The sequence below is a fragment of the Delftia tsuruhatensis genome, from assembly GCF_903815225.1.
Taxonomy (GTDB): Bacteria; Pseudomonadota; Gammaproteobacteria; order Burkholderiales; family Burkholderiaceae_C; genus Comamonas; species Comamonas tsuruhatensis_A.
On record NZ_LR813084.1, the window covers coordinates 5171877 to 5189537 of the forward strand.

Below are 17661 nucleotides of genomic sequence, written 5' to 3' on the forward strand. Positions count from 1 at the left end.
TACAGGGATGCACAGTGACCGCCTGCGCAAGCGGGCAGGCCACCGTCAATCAGATGTCAGCAAACGCGGGCCGGTTTTCTCACAAAGGTTCACAAACCCCTCAGACCAGGCACTGCTCCAAGCCCTGCTGGAGGATGTCCTGGGGCAGGTCGATGCCGATGAAGACCATCTTGCTCTGGCGCTTCTCCCCCTCGGACCACTGCGGTCCCAGGTCGCTGCCCATGAGCTGGTGCACGCCCTGGAAGATCACCTTGCGCTCCGTGCCCTGCATGTTCAGCACGCCCTTGTAGCGGAGCATGCGCGGCCCGTAGATGTTGACGATGGCGCCCAGGAAGTCCTCCAGGCGGGCAGGGTCGAAAGCGCGGTCGGCACGGTAGACGAAGCTCTTGACGTCGTCGTCATGGTGATGGTGGTGCGGATGCTTGCAGTGCTCGCCATGCCCATGTCCATGGCCGTGGTCATGATCGCAGTGCGCGTCATGTTCATGCCCATGCTCATGCCCGTGCTCGCACTTGCCATGGTCATGGTCGCAATGGCTGTGGTCGTGATCGTCTTCCTTGAGGAAGTCGGGATCGATGTCCAGCTTGGCATTGAGGTTGAAGCCGCGCAGATCGAACACCTCGCTCACGGGCACTTCGCCGAAATGCACGGCACGGATGGGCGCGCGCGGGTTCATGTGCTTGAGGCGGTGCACCAGTGCGTCCTTCTCGCCCTCGCTGACCAGGTCGGTCTTGGACAGGAAGATCTGGTCGGCGAAGCCCACCTGGCGGCGCGCTTCCTGGCGGTCATCGAGCTGCTGGCTGGCGTGCTTGGCATCCACCAGGGTCAGGATGGAGTCGATCAGGTAGGTCTCGGCGATCTCGTCGTCCATGAAGAAGGTCTGGGCGACGGGGCCGGGATCGGCCAAGCCGGTGGTCTCGATCACGATGCGCTCGAACTCCACCAGGCCCTTGCGGCGCTTGGCGGCCAGCAGTTGCAGGGTCTCGCGCAGGTCTTCACGGATGGTGCAGCAGATGCAGCCGTTGCTCATCTGCAGGATCTGCTCCTTGGATTCGGTCCTGAGGATGTCGGTATCGATGTTCTCCTCGCCGAACTCGTTCTCGATGACGGCGATCTTCATTCCGTGGGATTCGCTGAGCACGCGCTTGAGCAGCGTGGTCTTGCCCGAGCCCAGGAAGCCGGTGAGGATGGTGACGGGGATCAGTGCCATGGGTTTGCTTTCAAAAGGGGAAGCGGCAAGGCCCATCCGTCAGGAATGGGCCTTGCCGAAAAGACGGTCCGGACAAGTTTAGCGAGGCTGTCAAGTGCCTGGCACAGCCGGGGTTGTGCAGGAACCGGGGCGCTACTTGTCGCCGTCCTTGCGCAGCGCGCGCGGGTGGGCGTTCTCGTAGGCCTGGGCCAGGTGCTGGAAATCCAGGCGCGTGTAGATCTGCGTGGTGGAAATGCTGGCATGGCCCAGCAATTCCTGCACGGCACGCAGGTCGCCGCTCGATTGCAGCACGTGGCTGGCGAAGGAATGGCGCAGCACATGGGGGTGGACGCCTGAGTTCAGACCCGCCTGCTGCCCCCGCTGGCGCAGGCGCGCCCAGACCGACTGCGCGCCCAGGCGCTCGCCGCGCCGGCCGATGAACAGGGCCGCTTCCTGCCGGGCCGCCTGCGCCGCCGCCCCCGCCAGGCCCGATTCGCGCAGGGCCAGCCAGCGCTGGAGCGCCTGCACCGCAGCCGCGCCCACGGGCACGCTGCGCCGCTTGCCTCCCTTGCCCTGGACATGGGCATCGGCGGCCTGCAGGTCTATCCAGCCACGGCCCTCGCGCTGCGTGTCCCTGCCCGGGGCCACGTCCAGGCCCACCAGTTCGCCCACGCGCAAGCCGCAGCTGTAGAGCAGTTCCGTGATGGCGGCATCGCGGGCCTCGATCCAGGGATCGGCCTGAACGTCGCCGAAGGTGGCCAGTTGCACGGCATCGTCCACACCCAGCGCCTTGGGCAGGGGCTTGGCCGCCTTGGGAGCGCGCACGCCCTCGGCAGGATTGAAGGCGATCAGCGACTGCCGCGCCGCCCAGCGAAAGAAGCTGCGCCAGCCCGAGAGGATGAGCGCGATGCCGCGCGGACTGCGCCCGCGCGAATGCATCTGCGCCACGAAGCGGCGGATATGGACCGGCTGCAATGCCAAGGGCGCCAGGCCGGCATCGCGCGCCATGGCGTCCAGCCGGGCCAGATCCAGCGCATAGAGCTGGCAGGTGCGCTCGGCCAGGCGCTTTTGCACGCGCACATGCTCCAGATAGGCCAGGAACACGGCGGGCAGCGTGGCCAGGTCCAGCGCATCCGGTTGCGCCAGCCCTGGCAGGTCCGATGCTCCCGGCATGGGCTTGCGCGCCTCAGGCGCGGGCCAGCGTCAGCGGCGCGGGCCGCATGCGCGACAGCGCGGCGCTGGCCAGCGCCGAGATGCGCGAGAGAAACTCCGTGCCCATGGTGGCCTCGAAACGCAACGGGTCGGGCGATCCCAGCACCAGCATGCCGAAGGCATGGGCCGGGTTGCCGCTGTCGCCGTCATGCAGCGTGAGCAGGGCCAGAGACTGGGCCGCATCGGGGTCCACCAGCCAGCCACCCGGCTCGAAGCCCATGTTGGGCCCGCAAAAGGGCATGGTCAGCGAGGCCGCGAAGGACTTGGCATCCTCGCTGACGCCCATGGTGTAGATGCTGCTGGTATGGGCGCCCGCCACGCCCCACAGGCGCAGCGCGACCTGGGGCACCTCGAAGAGATGCTGGAGGCTGGCCGTCAGTGCATGGGGCAGCTCGCGCAGATCCTGGACCTTGGCCAGGGCGCAGCTCCAGGCGTGGAGCTTGTCGGCGATGGAAGCGTTCTCGCTGCTGTGGCGCATCATGTCCATGATGCGGTGCTCCAGGCCCTTGATCTTCTCGCGCAGCATCTCGGCCTGGCGCTCCTGCAGGCTCACGGTGCGCGGGCTGTGGCTGCTGACCAGCTGCACGCGCGAGAGCATCTCGGCATGGCGCTCGAAGAACTCGGGATGGCGCAGCAGGTAGTCGGCAATCGTCTCTTCGGTGACGGCGATATCGGTAGTGCTGTTCATGGCTGGTCAGGAACCTCGATCTGTCCTTCAAAAACAAACTCTGCGGGACCGGTCATGCGCACAGCGCCGCCGTCCCACTCGATGGTCAGCCGGCCGCCCCGGGTCTGGACATCGACGCGCGCATCGAGCAGCCCCCAGCGTATGCCCGCCACCACGGCCGCGCAGGCGCCCGTGCCGCAAGCCAGCGTCTCGCCGGCACCGCGCTCGAAAACGCGCAGCCGCACCTGGCCGCGATCGACGATCTGCATGAATCCCGCATTGACGCGCTGGGGAAAGCGCGCATGACGCTCGATCAGCGGGCCCCACTGGGCCACGGGCGCATGGTCCACATCCTCGACCAGTTGAACGGCATGCGGGTTGCCCATGGAGACGGGAGCGATCCAGACCGTGGCCTCGGTGCCCAGCTGCAAGGGCCACTGCTGCCCCGCGCCCAGCGGCCGGGACGCCAGGCCCAGGGTATCGAAGGGCACCAGCGACGGCTCCAGCACGGGCCGGCCCATGTCCACGGTGACACGGCCGTCGGCATGCAGCTCGGGGGCGATCACCCCCGACAGCGTCTGCACGCGGATCACGTGCTTGTCGGTCAGGCCCTTGTCGTGCACGAAGCGCGCAAAGCAGCGCGCGCCATTGCCGCACTGCTCGACCTCGCCGCCGTCGGCGTTGTGGATCACATATTCGAAATCGATACCCGCCGCGGGCGAAGGCCGCACCGTCAGTATCTGGTCGGCACCCACGCCGAAATGGCGATGGGCCAGGAAGCGGTACTGGGCTGCGCTCAGGCCCAGCGGGCCGGCGGTTTCGTCGAGCACCACGAAATCGTTGCCTGCGCCCTGCATCTTGGAAAAGCGGATCTGCATGGCGCGATTATCCCCTGCGCAGGCATCCCGTGGCGCAATCCGTGGCCATGCCCCGCCGGGGCCGTTGCGTCTCCGGCGCAACAGCGGGATGCGGCCCGATCCGCATAATGGTCCCATGACCCGTTCCAGCCAGCTTCTGCACCCCCAGCGCCAGCCCGTAGACACGCTCAAGGCCTCCACTGTTTTGCTGCTGCGCGACTGCGCCGGCGGCCCGGGACTTGAAGTCCTCATGACGCGCAGATCGGCCAGGGCCAGCTTCGTGCCCAGCGCCTATGTGTTTCCGGGCGGAGGCATCGAGGCCCAGGATGCCGCCGAAACTGCCCATGCCTGCGCCAGCACGCGCCCCGCCCAGGCCGCCGACGCCTTGCGCATCACCCAGGCCATCGCCGGCCTGCGCGAGACTTTCGAGGAACTCGGCATCCTGCTGGCCTACGACGCCCTGGGCCGGCCGGTATCCGCCGCGGAGCTGGCCACGCTGGACCGCAAGGCGCCGCTGGTGCCGCAGTGCGAGGCGCGCGGCCTGCGCCTGGCCGTGGACGCCCTGTGGTACCTGGCCCACTGGACGGCCGACCGAGACCAGCCCCGGCGCTTCGACGTGCCCTTCTTCGTGGCGCGCATGCCCGAGGACCAGGAACCCGACGCCGACGGCTCCGAGCAGTTCGAACCCATCTGGGTGCGCCCGCAGGAGGCGCTGGAACGCCACCATGCCGGTGGCTTTCCCATGATCTTCCCCACGATACGCACGCTGGACCGGCTCAGCCGCTTCGCGGATACCGATGCCGTGTTCGCCGCCCTGACGGGCGAGCAGCCGCTATGGAAATGCTGTCCGCGCACGGGCTTTCTCGATGGCAAGGAAGCGCGCCACATGGAGGACGAAGCCCCCTTCGGCGAACTGGAGATGGTCTGCCCCGACGGCCAGATCCTGCATACGCTGGACTGGCAGAGCGAACGCGCCGTGCCGCTGCGCAAGAACCTGCTTCGCCTGACCGCGCCCAACCCCGGCGTGATGACCGGCCCGGGCACCAACAGCTATCTCGTGGGCGACGCGTCCACGGGCTACGCGGCCATCGATCCCGGCCCGGCCGATGCCGGGCATGTGCAGCGCCTGTTCGATGCGGCCGGCGGCGACATCCGCCACATCCTGTGCACGCACTCGCACGCCGACCACTCGCCAGGTGCCGCGCTGCTGCAGGCGCTGGCGGTGCAGGCCGGCCGGCCGCGGCCGGCCATCGGTGGCCTGCCATCGGCGCCCACGGCCCGCCCGGCCAGTCGCTTCACGCCCGACTACGCGCTGGCCGATGGTCAGCGCATCGTGCTGCACGATGCACCGGGCGGCACCACCCACACGCTGGTCGCCGTCTTCACGCCCGGCCACGCGGCCAACCACGTGTGCTTCCTTCTGGAAGAAGACGCCCTGCTGTTCAGCGGCGACCACATCCTCAACGGCAGCACCACCATCATCGACCCGCCTGACGGCAACATGCGCGACTACATCGACTCGCTGGACAAGCTCGATGCACTGTGCGCCACGCATGGCGCGCAGTTCATCCTGCCGGCCCACGGCTACGTGCTGGGCTTCGCGCGCCAGGCGATCGCCAGGCTCAAGGCCCACCGCCTCGCGCGCGAGGCCAAGGTGCTGGCCGCCATGCGGCAACTGCCCGACGGCAGCGTGCAGGACTGGGTACGCCTGGCCTATGACGATGCCCCATCCCGTCTGTGGCCCATTGCCGAGCGCTCGCTGCTGGCCCACGTGGAGCGCATCCGGGCCCTCTGCACCCGGCAATGACCGGCAGCGCGCGGACCGCCCCGTATCTGGTTAAGCTGCGCGCATGTCTGAATCTGAAAGCGTTCGCCTGTCCAAGCGCCTGGCCGAACAGGAACAATGCTCGCGCCGCGAGGCCGAGCTGCACATCACCGCCGGCAACGTCCAGGTGGACGGCAAGGTCGTGCAACTGCCCGAGACCCGCGTGCGCCCTGACCAGCAGGTCGTGCTGCGCAGCGGCGCCCAGCCCGAGGCCGTGCCACCCGTCACCCTGCTGATGAACAAGCCTGCGGGCTATACCCAGGGCCGCCCCTACGGACGGGTGCGCAGCGCGCACTCCCTGCTGGGCGAGGCCAGCATGGCCCAGGTGGACACGCCCATGCCGCTGCTGGTGCTGGCCCAGCACTTCAAGAACCTCGAATCCTTCCTGCCCCTGCCGCTGCCGGCCAGCGGCCTCATCGTCTACACCCAGGACAGACGCGTGGCGCGCAAGCTGGGCGAGGAAGGCATGTGGCTGGAGCAGGAATGCATCGTCGGCGTCGAAGGCCGGATCCACGAGGACGGCCTGGAGCTGATGAAGGCGGGTCTGCCGATAGGCAAGCGCCAGCTGCCGCCCTGCCGCGTGAGCTGGCAAAACGAAACCCATCTGCGTTTCGCCCTCAAGGGCATCGCCCCCGACGAGATCGAGGCCATGTGCACCGAAGTCGGCCTCAGGGTCGTCAGCCTGCGCCGCCTGCGCATAGGCCGCGTCTCGCTGGCCAAGGTGCCCGAGGGGCAATGGCGCTACATGATGCCCTGGGAGCGCTTCTAGTGCCTGGAGCCCCATGGAAATGCCCTGCCGCGGGCAGGGCACGGAAGAAAGTGTGAAGCGCGCCGATAAGCCGGATTCTGTGCACGCGGTTGCCCGCATGTGACCGCCATTAATCTGGGCCGGGTGTCGCCACCCGGCTCGGTGCCACCTACCCGCACACTCCGGGGGCCCCGTCAACGTGTGCCTACTTGGTGTTGCTGCGCGTAGAGATTGCCCGTTTCACCTTGGACGGTTCCCGTCCAAGGTGGCTGTGGGTTCCATGCTTGCGCATGGACCGTCTGGCTTGCGCCAGCCGGTTCGGCTTGCGCCGACCCACAGAACACCCGGGGGGGATGGTTCCGTCCAAACTCGTCTCTGTTGCTCTGATCCTCACCTCGCGGTGGACAGCCGTTAGCTGCTACGCTGCCCTGTGCAGTCCGGACGTTCCTCCAGTGCCGTGTTTCCACGATTGCACCAGCGGCGGTCTGGCGTGCTTCACGGCCGGCATTATCGCGCGGCTGGGGCCGGGCTGCAGGCAGATGGCGCAACAGCCTCATGGCGGCGTGCAGAACTCGCGCCGGAACTGCTCGGGCGAGGTGCCGGCCTCGCGCTGGAACATGGCGATGAAGGCCGAGGGCGTGCTGTAGCCCAGGTCGTAGGCGATCTGCTGCACGCTCAGGCCGGCCTCCAGCGCGTCGATGGCCTGCAGGTAGCGCATGCGCTGGCGCCACTCGCCCAGGCCCATGCCCAGTTCACGCTGGCAGTGGCGCGCCAGCGTGCGTTCGGTCATGTGCACGCTGGCCGCCCATTGCGCCAGGCTGCGATGGTCGTGCGGCGCGGCGCGCATGGCCGAAAGCACTTCCACCAGGGCCGGATGCTGGGCGGCCGGCAGGTAGCCCGGCTCCACCGGCACGGCGAGCAACTGGTCGTAGAGCACGCGCGCCAGGCGCAGGTCGGCGTCGGAGGCCGGAATATGCACGTCGCGCACGGCAAAGTCGGCCAGGATGGCCTTGATGATGGCCCCTATGCGCAGCGAGCAGGGCTGCCCGGGCAGGGCCCCGCACAGCGCAGGCGCCAGGTAGACCGAACGGTAGACCACGGCATGGGCCACATAGCAGCTGTGCACCACGCCCGGCGGTATCCAGATGCCGTACTGCGGCGGCGCGACCCAGCGCACGCCCAGGGTCTCCATGCGCATGCTGCCGTGCGGCACATAGTTCAGGTGTCCCCAACTGTGGCTGTGCGGCGGCGCCTCGGTGTGGGCGCCGAACTCGTCGTAGCGGAAGAAGTAATCGCCGGGCACATCCTCGACGTTCTGGATGCGCATGGGCTTGCTGGGGCTGGGCATGGCGGATGGTCCGGGTTACGCTATCGATTGTCCGAAACCAGGGATGCACCTGAAGTCAGACACAACGATGATAGGACCAGTCTTAGGAGTGTTCCGATGGGGTCTTACCTTTTCCCTTTGACCGCCGTGATCATCTGGTCGGTCAACACCGTGGTCAGCAAATTGGCCGCCGACAGCATAGGCGCGGCCGAGATCGGCTTTTACCGCTGGCTGGTGGCGGCCGTGCTGTTCACGCCCTTCCTGCTGCCGTCGATATGGCGCCAGCGCGCCGACGTCCGGCCGCTGCTGCCACGGCTCATCGTGCTGGGCCTGCTGGGCATGGTCATCTACCAGAGCCTGGCCTATTACGCGGCCCACATGACGTCGGCCACGCACATGGGCCTGATCGGCTCGCTCACGCCCATGATGGTGCTGGCACTGTCCACCGCGATGCTGGGCCAGCGCCTGAGCCGGGGCGCCCTGGTCGGCAGCCTGCTGGCCATCGCGGGCGTGGCCCTGGTCGTGTCCTCGGGACAGCCGTCCACCCTGTTCACCCAGGGCCTGAACGGCGGCGATGCGCTGATGCTGGTGGCCATGCTGGCCTATGCGGTCTACAACATCCTGCTCAAGCGCTGGCCCATGCCGCGCCTGGCCACGGTGCAGCTGCTGTATCTGCAGATCATCGTGGCGGTGATCGCCCAGTTGCCCCTGTTCCTGCTCGCGCCCCGGACCGGGCTGAACGCGGCCAACCTGCCGCTGGTGGGCTTCGCGGGCATCATGGCCTCCATCGCCGCGCCGCTGCTGTGGATGATGTCGGTGGCCCGCATCGGCCCCAGCCGCTCCAGCATGTTCTTCAACCTCGTGCCCATCTTCACGGCCGTGATCGCCTTCATGGCCCTGGGCGAGCCGCTGGCCGCCTACCACGCGGTGGGCGGCGTGCTGACCATCGGCGGCCTGCTGCTGGCCGAGCTGTGGAAGCAGCCGTTGCGCGCACCGCGCGCGGCCGCGGCTGCCTGAAATACCCGGGGTTTTCCGATCCTTGATGGTGCACGCACGCCGCAGGCCGGTGCGGCACCCGCACCACGACAGCCCATAAGAATTTGCGTTCAGGCGCGCTCAGAATTTCTTGTTGGACAGCCCTGTCCTGCCTTTCGATACTGCCGCCACAGGAACCATTTCAAGCGCCCGGCGCCTGAAGTTCCCACGACACACAGGCCACGCCCCACCCCGGCACGTGTGCCCGCCGCCGTTTCGAAGACAGGAGACCCGCATGAGCAGCCCGGCATCCGCCGCACACCCCCTCGCCCAAGGCCCGGGCGAGGCATCGTCCCTCGACATGGACGCCACCTACCGCAAGATCGCCTGGCGCCTGATTCCCTTCCTGGTGCTGCTCTTCATCCTGGCCTGGATCGACCGCGTCAACGTGGGCTTCGCCAAGCTGCAGATGCTCGACGACCTGCAGTTCAGCGAGGCCGTCTACGGCCTGGGCGCCGGCATCTTCTTCATCGGCTACTTCCTGTTCGAGGTGCCCAGCAACCTGCTGCTGGAGAAGATCGGCGCGCGCAAGACGCTGGCACGCATCACCATCCTGTGGGGCGCAGCCTCCATGGCCATGGCCTATGTGACCACGCCCGCCATGTTCTACGTGCTGCGCTTCGTCCTCGGCGTGGTGGAGGCGGGCTTCTTCCCGGGCGTGGTGCTGTACCTCACCTACTGGTTCCCGGCCCGCCACCGGGCGCGCGTCAACAGCCTGTTCATGACCTCGTTCGCCATCGCGGGCGCCGTGGGAGGCCCCATCGCGGGCGCCATCATGAACGGCATGCAGGGCGTGGGCCATCTGGCCAACTGGCAGTGGCTGTTCATCCTGGAGGGCATTCCCTCGGTGGTCGCCGGCTTCTTCGTACTGCTGTACCTGCCCGAAAAGCCTGCCAACGCCCAATGGCTGAGCGCAGCCGAGCAGCGTGCCGTGACGGCCGAGGTGGAGGCCGAGAACCAGGCTGGCCACAAGCATGTGTCCTTCCTCGATGCCTGCCGCAACTACCGCGTGTGGCTGTGCGCGGCCGTGTATTTCTGCATCGTCAGCGGCAACGCCACCATCGCGTTCTGGTCGCCGTCCATCATCAAGGAGATCGGCATCCAGAACAATCTGCAGATCGGCCTGGTCTCGGCCATCCCCTTCCTGGCCGGCACGCTGGCCATGGTCTGGAACGGCATGCACTCGGACAGGACCGGCGAGCGCCGCATGCACTGCGCCATCGCCGCGCTGATCGCCGCCACCGGCCTGATCCTGACGGGGCTGCTGCTGCACAGCGCCGTGCTCGCCCTGTGCGCGCTGACGCTGGCCTCCATCGGCATCCTCGCGGCCTTTCCCGTGTTCTGGTCGATTCCGGCGGCCTTCCTGGCCGGCACGGCGGCCGCAGGCGGCATCGCCCTCATCAACTCCATCGGCAACCTGGCCGGCTTCGTGGCGCCCTACATGATCGGCGCGCTCAAGACCAGCACGGGTTCGCTGTCCTCGGGGCTGTACTTCGTGGCGGCACTGGAATTCGCCGCCGCCTTCCTGGTCGTGCTCTTCGTCAAGAAGCAATGACCGCCGCGCGCCGCCCGGCGCGTGCCCTTCCTCTTGTCCTGCGGGGCCAAGCCCCCTTTCCCGGATCCCCTGCCATGCAACTGCAGTTCACCACCCCCGAAGGCCAGACCTTCGCTCCTGATTTCGACACGCTCATCGTCGCCGGCTGGGCCGGCCGCGACCGCGAGGCCATCGAGCACCACATCGAGGAGCTGGCCGCCATCGGCATCCCTCGCCCCAGCGCCGTGCCGCTGTACTACCGCATCTCCAGCAACCAGCTGAGCCAGCGCAGCGCGCTGCAGGTGCTGGGCCCGGACTCCTCGGGCGAGGTCGAGGTCTTCGTGTTCACGCACGAAGGCGAGATGTTCGTGAGCCTGGCCTCCGACCACACGGACCGCAAGCTGGAGGCCTACAGCGTGGCCTTCTCCAAGCAAACCTGCGTCAAGCCCGTGGCCACCCAGGCCTGGCGCTTCGCCGACGTGGCCGGCCACTGGGACGAGCTGGTCGTGCGCTCGTGGATCGAGGAAGACGGCCGCGAGGTCCTCTACCAGGAAGGCACGCTGTCCAGCCTGCGCACGCCCCGGGACCTGATCGCGGGCTTCACGGGCGGCAAGGAGCTGCTGCCCGAGGGCTGCGGCATGACCTGCGGCACGGTGGGCGCCATCGGTGGCATCCGCCCCTCGACGCAGTTCGCCATGGAGCTGTACGATCCCCGCAGCCAGCGTTCCATCCGCCACAGCTACCGCAGCGAACTGCTGGACGTCGTGGCCTGAGCCGCGATTCCGATCCACCCACGCCCGCCTTCACCCACAGGACTTCCCCCATGACCCAAGCCCTTCCCCTGCCCAGCCTGGAACAGGCATCACAGCGCCTGCATGGCGGCGAAACCTCCTCGGTGCAACTGACCGAGCAGGCGCTGGCCCGGACCATGGCGGGGGAAGGCCCCAAGGTGTTCACGCGCGTCTTCCAGGGCTCGGCCCTGGCCGAGGCCCGCGCCAGCGACACGCTGCGCGCCGCCGGCCTGGCACGCTCGCCCATCGAGGGGCTGCCGATCTCGGTCAAGGACCTGTTCGACATCGCGGGCTTTCCCACGCTGGCGGGCTCCCGCCTGCTGGCCGACGCACCGCCCGCGCAGCGCACGGCCGAAGTGGTGCAGCGCCTGCGCCAGGCCGGTGCCGTCATCGTGGGCACGACCAACATGACCGAGTTCGCCTACTCGGGCCTGGGCCTGAATCCGCACTACGGCACGCCGCGCAACCCCTGGCAGCGCGACGTGGATGGCGGGCGCATTCCCGGCGGCTCGTCCTCGGGCGCCGCCATCTCGGTCACCGATGGCATGGCGATGGCCGGCATCGGTTCGGACACGGGCGGCTCGGTGCGCATTCCCTCGGCCTTTTGCGGCCTCACCGGCTTCAAGCCCACGGCGCGCCGCGTGAGCATGCAAGGCGTGCTGCCGCTGTCGGCCAGCCTGGACTCCATCGGCCCGCTGGCACCCAGCGTGCGCTGCTGCGCCACGCTGGACGCCATTCTTTCGGGCGAACCCTTGCAAGAACTGCATGCCGCGCCGCTGCAGGGCCTGCGCCTGCTGGCGCCCACCAACGTGGTGCTGGACGGCATGGACGCGGCCGTGGCCGCCGCCTGGGAGCTTGCGCTGTCGCGCCTGTCCCAGGCCGGTGCGCAAGTCACCCATGCCGTGGTCCAACCCTTCGGCGAGCTGGCCGAAATCAATGCCAAGGGCGGTTTCACGGCGGCCGAAGCCTGGGCCTGGCACCGGGGCTACCTGGCCACGCGCCTTGACGAGTACGACCCCCGCGTGGGCACGCGCATCCTGCGCGGCAAGGACATCAGCGCGGCCGACTACATCGACCTGCTGGCACGCCGCAAGCACTGGATTGCCCGCGTCGAAGCGCAGCTGGCCGACCATGACGCGCTCATCATGCCCACCGTCCCCGTAATCGCCCCGAAGATTGCCGGCCTCACGGCCAGCGACGAAGCCTACTTCGGCTCCAACGGCCTGATCCTGCGCAACCCCACGCTGATCAACTTCCTGGACGGCTGCGCCATCTCCCTGCCCTGCCACCAGGCAGGCGAGGCTCCCGTGGGCCTGAGCCTGGCCGCTGCGGGCGGGCAGGACCGGCGCCTGCTGTCCATGGCACTGGCCGTGGAACAGTTGCTGGCGCAGGACTGAGGGACTCAGCGGCTTTCAGGCGCAAGGTCGCTGCCCGGCGGGCAGGCGGTGTCCGCGCCATGCCTGAGCGCGAAGGCAATCGCCGCTTCCTCGGCCACGCGGGCTGCCACCTCGGTCAGCGGGTTTTGCAGGTCATTGCGATAGCAGGCCACCAGCGGCAGCGACGGGAACTGGCGATCGACGCGCAGCAGGCGCAGGCTCCGGTCGGCCAGTTCGCGCTGGATGATGGCCGGCGGCAGGGTCGCCACGCCCAGCCCGTCGCAGACCACGCGGATCATGGTCGCCACCGAGGCGATGCAGTTCAGGTGCACCGTCGCACCGATCTCCGAGGCAAACAGCTGCTCGATGTAGGTCACGGGCTCGGTGCCGCGCGCAAAGCTGACGATGGGAAAGGCCGCCAGCTCCGCCAGGCCCAGGGCCTCGTCCCCGATGCCCAGCGAGGGACTGGCCACCCAGCGCATGGAAAACTGTCCCAGCGGCAGATGGCTGATGACGCCCGAGGACACGGGCTTGGCCTGCAAGGACAGATCCAGCTGCCCCTTGAGCAACTGCTCGGACATGTGGATCGTGGTGTCGGAAGCGATCTCGACCCGCAGCCTCGGGTAGCGCTGGTGCAGCAAGGCCAGGAACTCGGGAAACCAGCTGTGCACGATGGACTCGATGGCGCCGATGCGGATCACGCCCGCATAGGCCTGCTTGTCCAGCATGTCCTCGCGCATCTCCCGCATGAGCTTGAGCATGCGCTCGGCATGGATGAGGGCCTTGGCCCCGTCGGCCGTCAGCGTGACCTCGCGCACGCCGCGGTCGAACAGGCGCACGCCGAACTCCTGCTCCAGCGTGGCGATGCGGCTGGAGACGGCGGCCTGCGTGGTGTACAGGCGCTCGGCCGTCATGCGGAAATTGCGCAGCTCGGCCAGCAGCACGAAGGTTTCCAGGAACCGTAGATTCATGCGGCGATGTTAGCCATATCGATATAGCCCATGCATAGAACAGCAGCGTGCAAAATGACTGTTTCGTGTTCGCGCACACTGGCTGCGCTGCCCACTGTCCAACCACCACCCCAACTCGCGGAGGTCCGATGAGAGCTGACAACATCCTGCAAACGATTGGCAAAACCCCCCATGTGCGCATCAACCGCCTGTTCGGCGCCGGTGCCAACGTCTGGGTCAAGTCCGAGCGCGGCAACCCCGGCGGCTCCATCAAGGACCGTATCGCGCTGGCCATGGTCGAGGATGCCGAGCGATCCGGCGCGCTGCAGCCCGGCGGCACCATCATCGAGCCCACCAGCGGCAACACCGGCGTGGGCCTGGCCCTGGTCGCGGCCGTCAAGGGCTACAAGCTGGTGCTGGTCATGCCCGAGAGCATGAGCATCGAGCGCCGCCGCCTGATGCTGGCCTACGGCGCCAGCTTCGACCTCACGCCCAAGGAAAAGGGCATGAAGGGCGCCATCGCCCGCGCCCAGGAGCTGGCCGCGCAGACGCCCGGCGCCTGGATTCCCCAGCAGTTCGAGAACCCCGCCAACATCGACGTGCACGTGCGCACCACGGCCGAGGAAATCCTGGCCGACTTCCCCGAAGGCCTGGACGTGCTGATCACCGGCGTGGGCACGGGCGGCCACCTTACGGGCGTGGCCCGCGTGCTGAAGGCGAAATTTCCCCAGCTCAAGGTCTTCGCCGTGGAACCTGCCGCATCGCCAGTGATCTCGGGCGGCCAGCCCTCGCCCCACCCCATCCAGGGCATTGGCGCAGGCTTCGTGCCCAAGAACCTGGACACCAGCCTGCTGGACGGCGTGATCCAGGTCGAGGCCGAACCCGCGCGCGAATACGCACGCCGCTCGGCCCGCGAGGAAGGCATCCTGGTCGGCATCTCCTCGGGCGCCACCCTGGCCGCCATTGCGCAAAAGCTGCCCGAGCTGCCCGCAGGCGCCAAGGTGCTGGGCTTCAACTACGACACGGGTGAGCGCTACCTGTCCGTCGAAGGCTTTCTGCCGGCCTGAACGGCGCGCACCGACAGCGAAACAAGGCCCCATCGGGGCCTTTTTCCTTGGCGCCACGCAGTTTTTCATCATCGGCCTGCGGCACCTTCTTCGCGGGCCGGACCGCCGCCGGCCTGGCCGTGCTGGCCGCCATGGCCGCCGTGCTCATGGCGCGCACGAGGCCTGCGCCTCCTGCGTGACCCAATCCACGAAAGCCCGCACCTCCGGCCGCTGCATCGACTCGGGCCGCGTGACCGCGTAGTAGGCGAAGCGGGCGGGCCAGGGGCGGTCCAGCACCTGAACCAGGCGGCCCGCCGCGATCTCCTCGGCGGCGTACTCCCGGGGCACCAGGGCCAGGCCCTGGCCGGCCTCGGCCGCACGGATCAGCAGGAAGTCATCCCCATAGGCCATGCCGGCGCCGGCCCTGTCATCGACGGCCACGCCATGGGCCGCGAGCCACAGCGGCCAGTCGGCGCGCTCGCTGTCGTGCAGCAGCGGATACCCCAGGCAGTCGGCCGGCTTGCGGATGCGGCGGGGACCGGACACCAGGCCCGGGCGGGCCACGGGCACCAGCACGGGCGCCATCAGAGGCCGCACCTCCAGGCCCGGGTACTCGCCCAGGCCATGCCTGAGCGCCACATCGACGTGGCTGCGCTGCAAGTCCACCACCGCCGCACTGGCCTCCACGCGCACCTCGATGCCGGGGTGCAGCGCATTGAAGCGGCCCAGCCGCGGCACCAGCCAGGCGGCGGCGAAGCTGGCCATGGTGCTCACCGTGAGCGTGGGCCGCGCGCGGATGCGCTCCAGCGCCTGCATGCAGGACTCTATCTGCGCAAAGGCCTGCAGCAGCCCCGGATGGACGCGGGCACCCGCCTCGGTCAGCCGCAGGCCCTGGCGCTCGCGCGTGAACAGCGCCACCCCCACGCGCTCTTCCAGCAGCCGGATCTGCTGGCTGACCGCGCCCGGGGTGACATGCATGCCGTCGGCGGCGGCCCGGAGGCTGCCGCGCTGGCCGACCTCCACGAACGCGCGCAGCGCCAGCAAGGGAATGGGAGCAGCCATGATGAGTTTTCCTAAACCTTGTCCACAGGATAAATCGTTTTCCCCAATTGGCATATCCAAACGATGATGAACCCATCAACACATGCCATCAAGGAGCGCCAATGAGTTTAGATTATCTACATCATCCCCAGCCTGCCCGGAAACCCTCCTCCACGCAGGCAGGCGCCAGCCTTAGGCTCTACAGCGACAGCTCGCCCAACGGCTTCAAGATCAGCATCGCGCTGGAGGAACTGGGCCTGCCCTATGCGCTGGAACATGTGCGCATCGACCAGGGCGAGCACCGCAGGCCCGGCTTTCTGCGCCTGAATCCGCATGGCCGCATCCCCGTGCTGGTGGACGAGGTGCATGGCGTCACGCTGTTCGAATCCGCCGCCATCCTGCTGTACCTGGCCGACAGGACCGGCCGGTTGATGCCCGCCGCGCCGCCCGAGCGCTGGCAGGCCATCCAGTGGCTGCTCTTCCATGCGGCCAGCGTGGGCCCGCTGCTGGGCCAGCGCGTGCACTTCGAGATCTTCGACCAGCACCGCAACCCCGAGGCCGTCGCGCGCTACAGGCGCCTGACCGAGGAGGCATTCGCCACGCTGGATGCCCGCCTTTCGCAGCATGCCTACCTGGCCGGCAAGGACTATTCCATGGCCGACATCGCCCATTTCGGCTGGACCCATATCGCCCGCGTCATCGACTTCGACTTCAGCGGCTTTCGCCACCTGAGCGCCTGGCACGAGCGCGTGGCGGCCCGCCCCGCCGTGCAGCGCGGCATCGCCCTGCCCGCGCCCGCCACCGGCCCGTGATGCGCCGCCGGCCCGCAGCTTCGACCACCCCAAGGCCCGGGTCCTGCCCAGGCCGACATCCCTTGTCTCCGATGAACCCCATGACCTCTTCCTCCACCTATCAGCCCATGGGCGCGTCTTTCGAGGCCTTTGCCCGCCATCCCGGCTACCGCCGCATGTTCGCGCCGGGCGCACTCACGCTGGGCATCTTCCTGCCGCTGCGCTTTTACAGCGGCGACATGCGCGTCCTGGAAGGCCAGGCCCGGCTGGTCGAGGCCCTGGACCGCCAAGGCTTCGCCGCGGCCTGGGTGCGCGACGTGCCGCTGCTGGACCCCGGCTTCGGCGACGCCGGCCAGCTCTTCGATCCCTTCACCTACCTGGCCTTTCTCGCGGCGCGCACACGGCACATCGCCCTGGCCACGGGCAGCGCCGTGCTGCCGCTGCGCCATCCCATCGACGTGGCCAAGGCTTCGGCCAGCATCGACCGCCTGTCGGGCGGGCGGCTGGTGCTGGGCGTGGCCTCGGGCGACCGCCCCATGGAATTTCCCGCCTATGGCCTGGACCACGGCCAGCGCAGCGAGCTCTTTGCGCAATCGATGGACTATCTGCGCCAGCTCATGCACCCGGGGCGCATCGCCATCGAGTCGCCGCTGGGCCGCTTTGCGGGGGCCGAGCTGCTGCCCCAGCCCGTGCACGGCAGCATTCCGCTGATGGTCACCGGCGCATCGGGCCAGCCGCTGGAGTGGATCGCCCGCCAGGCCGACGGCTGGCTGACCTACCCCGACGCCACGCACACGGCCGAAGGCCCGCTGCGCCTGGCCCGCAAGATCGCCGCCTGGCGCGCACTGATCCCGGATGCGGGCTTTCGGCCCCACGCCACCAACGAGTGGCTGGACCTCGTGGACAACCCCGCCCATCCGCCCACGCCGCTGCGCGGCGGCTATCTATTGCAAACCGGGCGCCAGGGCCTGATCGACCTGCTCGGCCGATGGCGCGATGCCGGCGTCAACCATGCGGCCCTGGGCATCCAGCACTCGCGGCGACCGGCGTCCGAAATACTCCAGGAACTGGCGCAGGAAGTGCTGCCGCTGTTTCCTTCCCATCCGGGGCCGCAGCCTGCGCAAGCCGACTGGTAGCGTGTGCTCCCAGGCCCATTCCCACCCGATCGAAAAAAGGAATAAATGGTCGAAATATCGGAAAGGGTCTACCCCTTTCTAGGAATATTCTGATAATGCTTTCGTTTCACGATAGTTTTAAACCATCGACGCATTT

General features: G+C 68.3%; 16 protein-coding genes and 1 other RNA gene. 9 read left to right on the top strand and 8 right to left on the bottom strand.

All coding sequences use genetic code 11. The features are described from left to right. Window positions 1-100: 100 nt before the first annotated feature. The 4 genes from L1Z78_RS23560 to dapF form a co-directional block, all read right to left on the bottom strand. Window positions 101-1210 carry a CobW family GTP-binding protein gene (locus L1Z78_RS23560; RefSeq protein ID WP_234638756.1) on the bottom strand — a complete coding sequence of 370 codons (1110 nt, stop codon included), beginning with the start codon at window positions 1208-1210 and terminating at the stop codon, window positions 101-103. Between the two features lie 132 nt (window positions 1211-1342). Then, window positions 1343-2362 (bottom strand): tyrosine recombinase XerC, encoded by a 1020-nt coding sequence (locus L1Z78_RS23565; protein WP_234638757.1) that lies wholly within the window; start codon window positions 2360-2362, stop codon window positions 1343-1345. Window positions 2363-2375: 13 nt separating this feature from the next. Further along, window positions 2376-3089: a DUF484 family protein gene (locus tag L1Z78_RS23570; protein ID WP_234638758.1), complete on the bottom strand. Its 714-nt coding sequence runs from the start codon at window positions 3087-3089 to the stop codon at window positions 2376-2378. Then, window positions 3086-3946 (bottom strand): diaminopimelate epimerase, encoded by an 861-nt coding sequence (gene dapF / locus L1Z78_RS23575; protein ID WP_234638759.1) that lies wholly within the window; start codon window positions 3944-3946, stop codon window positions 3086-3088. Before dapF ends, L1Z78_RS23570 begins: the two co-directional genes overlap by 4 nt. Window positions 3947-4061: 115 nt before the next feature. Here dapF and L1Z78_RS23580 point away from each other — a divergent pair, with 115 nt between their 5' ends. Both L1Z78_RS23580 and L1Z78_RS23585 read left to right on the top strand, forming a co-directional pair. Further along, window positions 4062-5732, top strand: a complete 1671-nt coding sequence (locus L1Z78_RS23580; RefSeq protein ID WP_234638760.1) for an MBL fold metallo-hydrolase — start codon at window positions 4062-4064, stop codon at window positions 5730-5732. A gap of 43 nt (window positions 5733-5775) precedes the next feature. Next, window positions 5776-6519 carry a S4 domain-containing protein gene (locus tag L1Z78_RS23585; RefSeq protein WP_234638761.1) on the top strand — a complete coding sequence of 248 codons (744 nt, stop codon included), beginning with the start codon at window positions 5776-5778 and terminating at the stop codon, window positions 6517-6519. 50 nt (window positions 6520-6569) lie between these two features. Here L1Z78_RS23585 and rnpB read toward each other — a convergent pair. Both rnpB and L1Z78_RS23595 read right to left on the bottom strand, forming a co-directional pair. Continuing rightward, window positions 6570-6995: RNase P RNA component class A (gene rnpB, locus L1Z78_RS23590), an RNA gene on the bottom strand. Window positions 6996-7051: 56 nt separating this feature from the next. Beyond that, complete coding sequence (locus L1Z78_RS23595; protein WP_234638762.1) at window positions 7052-7846, bottom strand: AraC family transcriptional regulator; 795 nt, start codon at window positions 7844-7846, stop codon at window positions 7052-7054. A gap of 96 nt (window positions 7847-7942) precedes the next feature. Here L1Z78_RS23595 and L1Z78_RS23600 point away from each other — a divergent pair, with 96 nt between their 5' ends. The 4 genes from L1Z78_RS23600 to L1Z78_RS23615 all read left to right on the top strand — a co-directional run bounded on the left by L1Z78_RS23600 (window position 7943) and on the right by L1Z78_RS23615 (window position 12582). Next, a complete protein-coding gene (locus tag L1Z78_RS23600) occupies window positions 7943-8842 on the top strand; it encodes a DMT family transporter (RefSeq protein ID WP_234638763.1) in 900 nt (299 codons plus the stop codon). 253 nt (window positions 8843-9095) lie between these two features. Continuing rightward, on the top strand, window positions 9096-10415 hold the full coding sequence (locus tag L1Z78_RS23605) for an MFS transporter (RefSeq protein WP_234638764.1): 1320 nt from the start codon (window positions 9096-9098) through the stop codon (window positions 10413-10415). 74 nt (window positions 10416-10489) lie between these two features. Further along, window positions 10490-11167, top strand: coding sequence for a DUF2848 domain-containing protein (locus tag L1Z78_RS23610; protein WP_234638765.1), 678 nt, complete (start codon window positions 10490-10492; stop codon window positions 11165-11167). Between the two features lie 50 nt (window positions 11168-11217). After that, window positions 11218-12582, top strand: coding sequence for an amidase (locus tag L1Z78_RS23615; protein ID WP_234638766.1), 1365 nt, complete (start codon window positions 11218-11220; stop codon window positions 12580-12582). 5 nt (window positions 12583-12587) lie between these two features. Here the strand turns inward: L1Z78_RS23615 and L1Z78_RS23620 are convergent, their stop codons facing one another. Further along, window positions 12588-13532 (bottom strand): LysR family transcriptional regulator, encoded by a 945-nt coding sequence (locus L1Z78_RS23620; protein WP_234638767.1) that lies wholly within the window; start codon window positions 13530-13532, stop codon window positions 12588-12590. A gap of 128 nt (window positions 13533-13660) precedes the next feature. Here L1Z78_RS23620 and cysK point away from each other — a divergent pair, with 128 nt between their 5' ends. Further along, the gene (gene cysK / locus L1Z78_RS23625; protein WP_234638768.1) at window positions 13661-14578 is read left to right on the top strand and encodes a cysteine synthase A; all 918 of its coding nucleotides are present in this window, start codon (window positions 13661-13663) and stop codon (window positions 14576-14578) included. 144 nt (window positions 14579-14722) lie between these two features. Here cysK and L1Z78_RS23630 read toward each other — a convergent pair whose 3' ends face one another. Continuing rightward, entirely contained in the window at window positions 14723-15619 is an 897-nt protein-coding gene (locus L1Z78_RS23630) for a LysR substrate-binding domain-containing protein (RefSeq protein WP_234638769.1), read from the bottom strand. A gap of 101 nt (window positions 15620-15720) precedes the next feature. On the opposite strand from L1Z78_RS23630, the gene L1Z78_RS23635 reads away from it, so the two are divergent. Both L1Z78_RS23635 and L1Z78_RS23640 read left to right on the top strand, forming a co-directional pair. Beyond that, complete coding sequence (locus L1Z78_RS23635; protein ID WP_234638770.1) at window positions 15721-16410, top strand: glutathione S-transferase family protein; 690 nt, start codon at window positions 15721-15723, stop codon at window positions 16408-16410. 80 nt (window positions 16411-16490) lie between these two features. After that, window positions 16491-17525 carry an LLM class oxidoreductase gene (locus L1Z78_RS23640; RefSeq protein ID WP_234638771.1) on the top strand — a complete coding sequence of 345 codons (1035 nt, stop codon included), beginning with the start codon at window positions 16491-16493 and terminating at the stop codon, window positions 17523-17525. The last annotated feature ends 136 nt before the right edge of the window (window positions 17526-17661 follow it).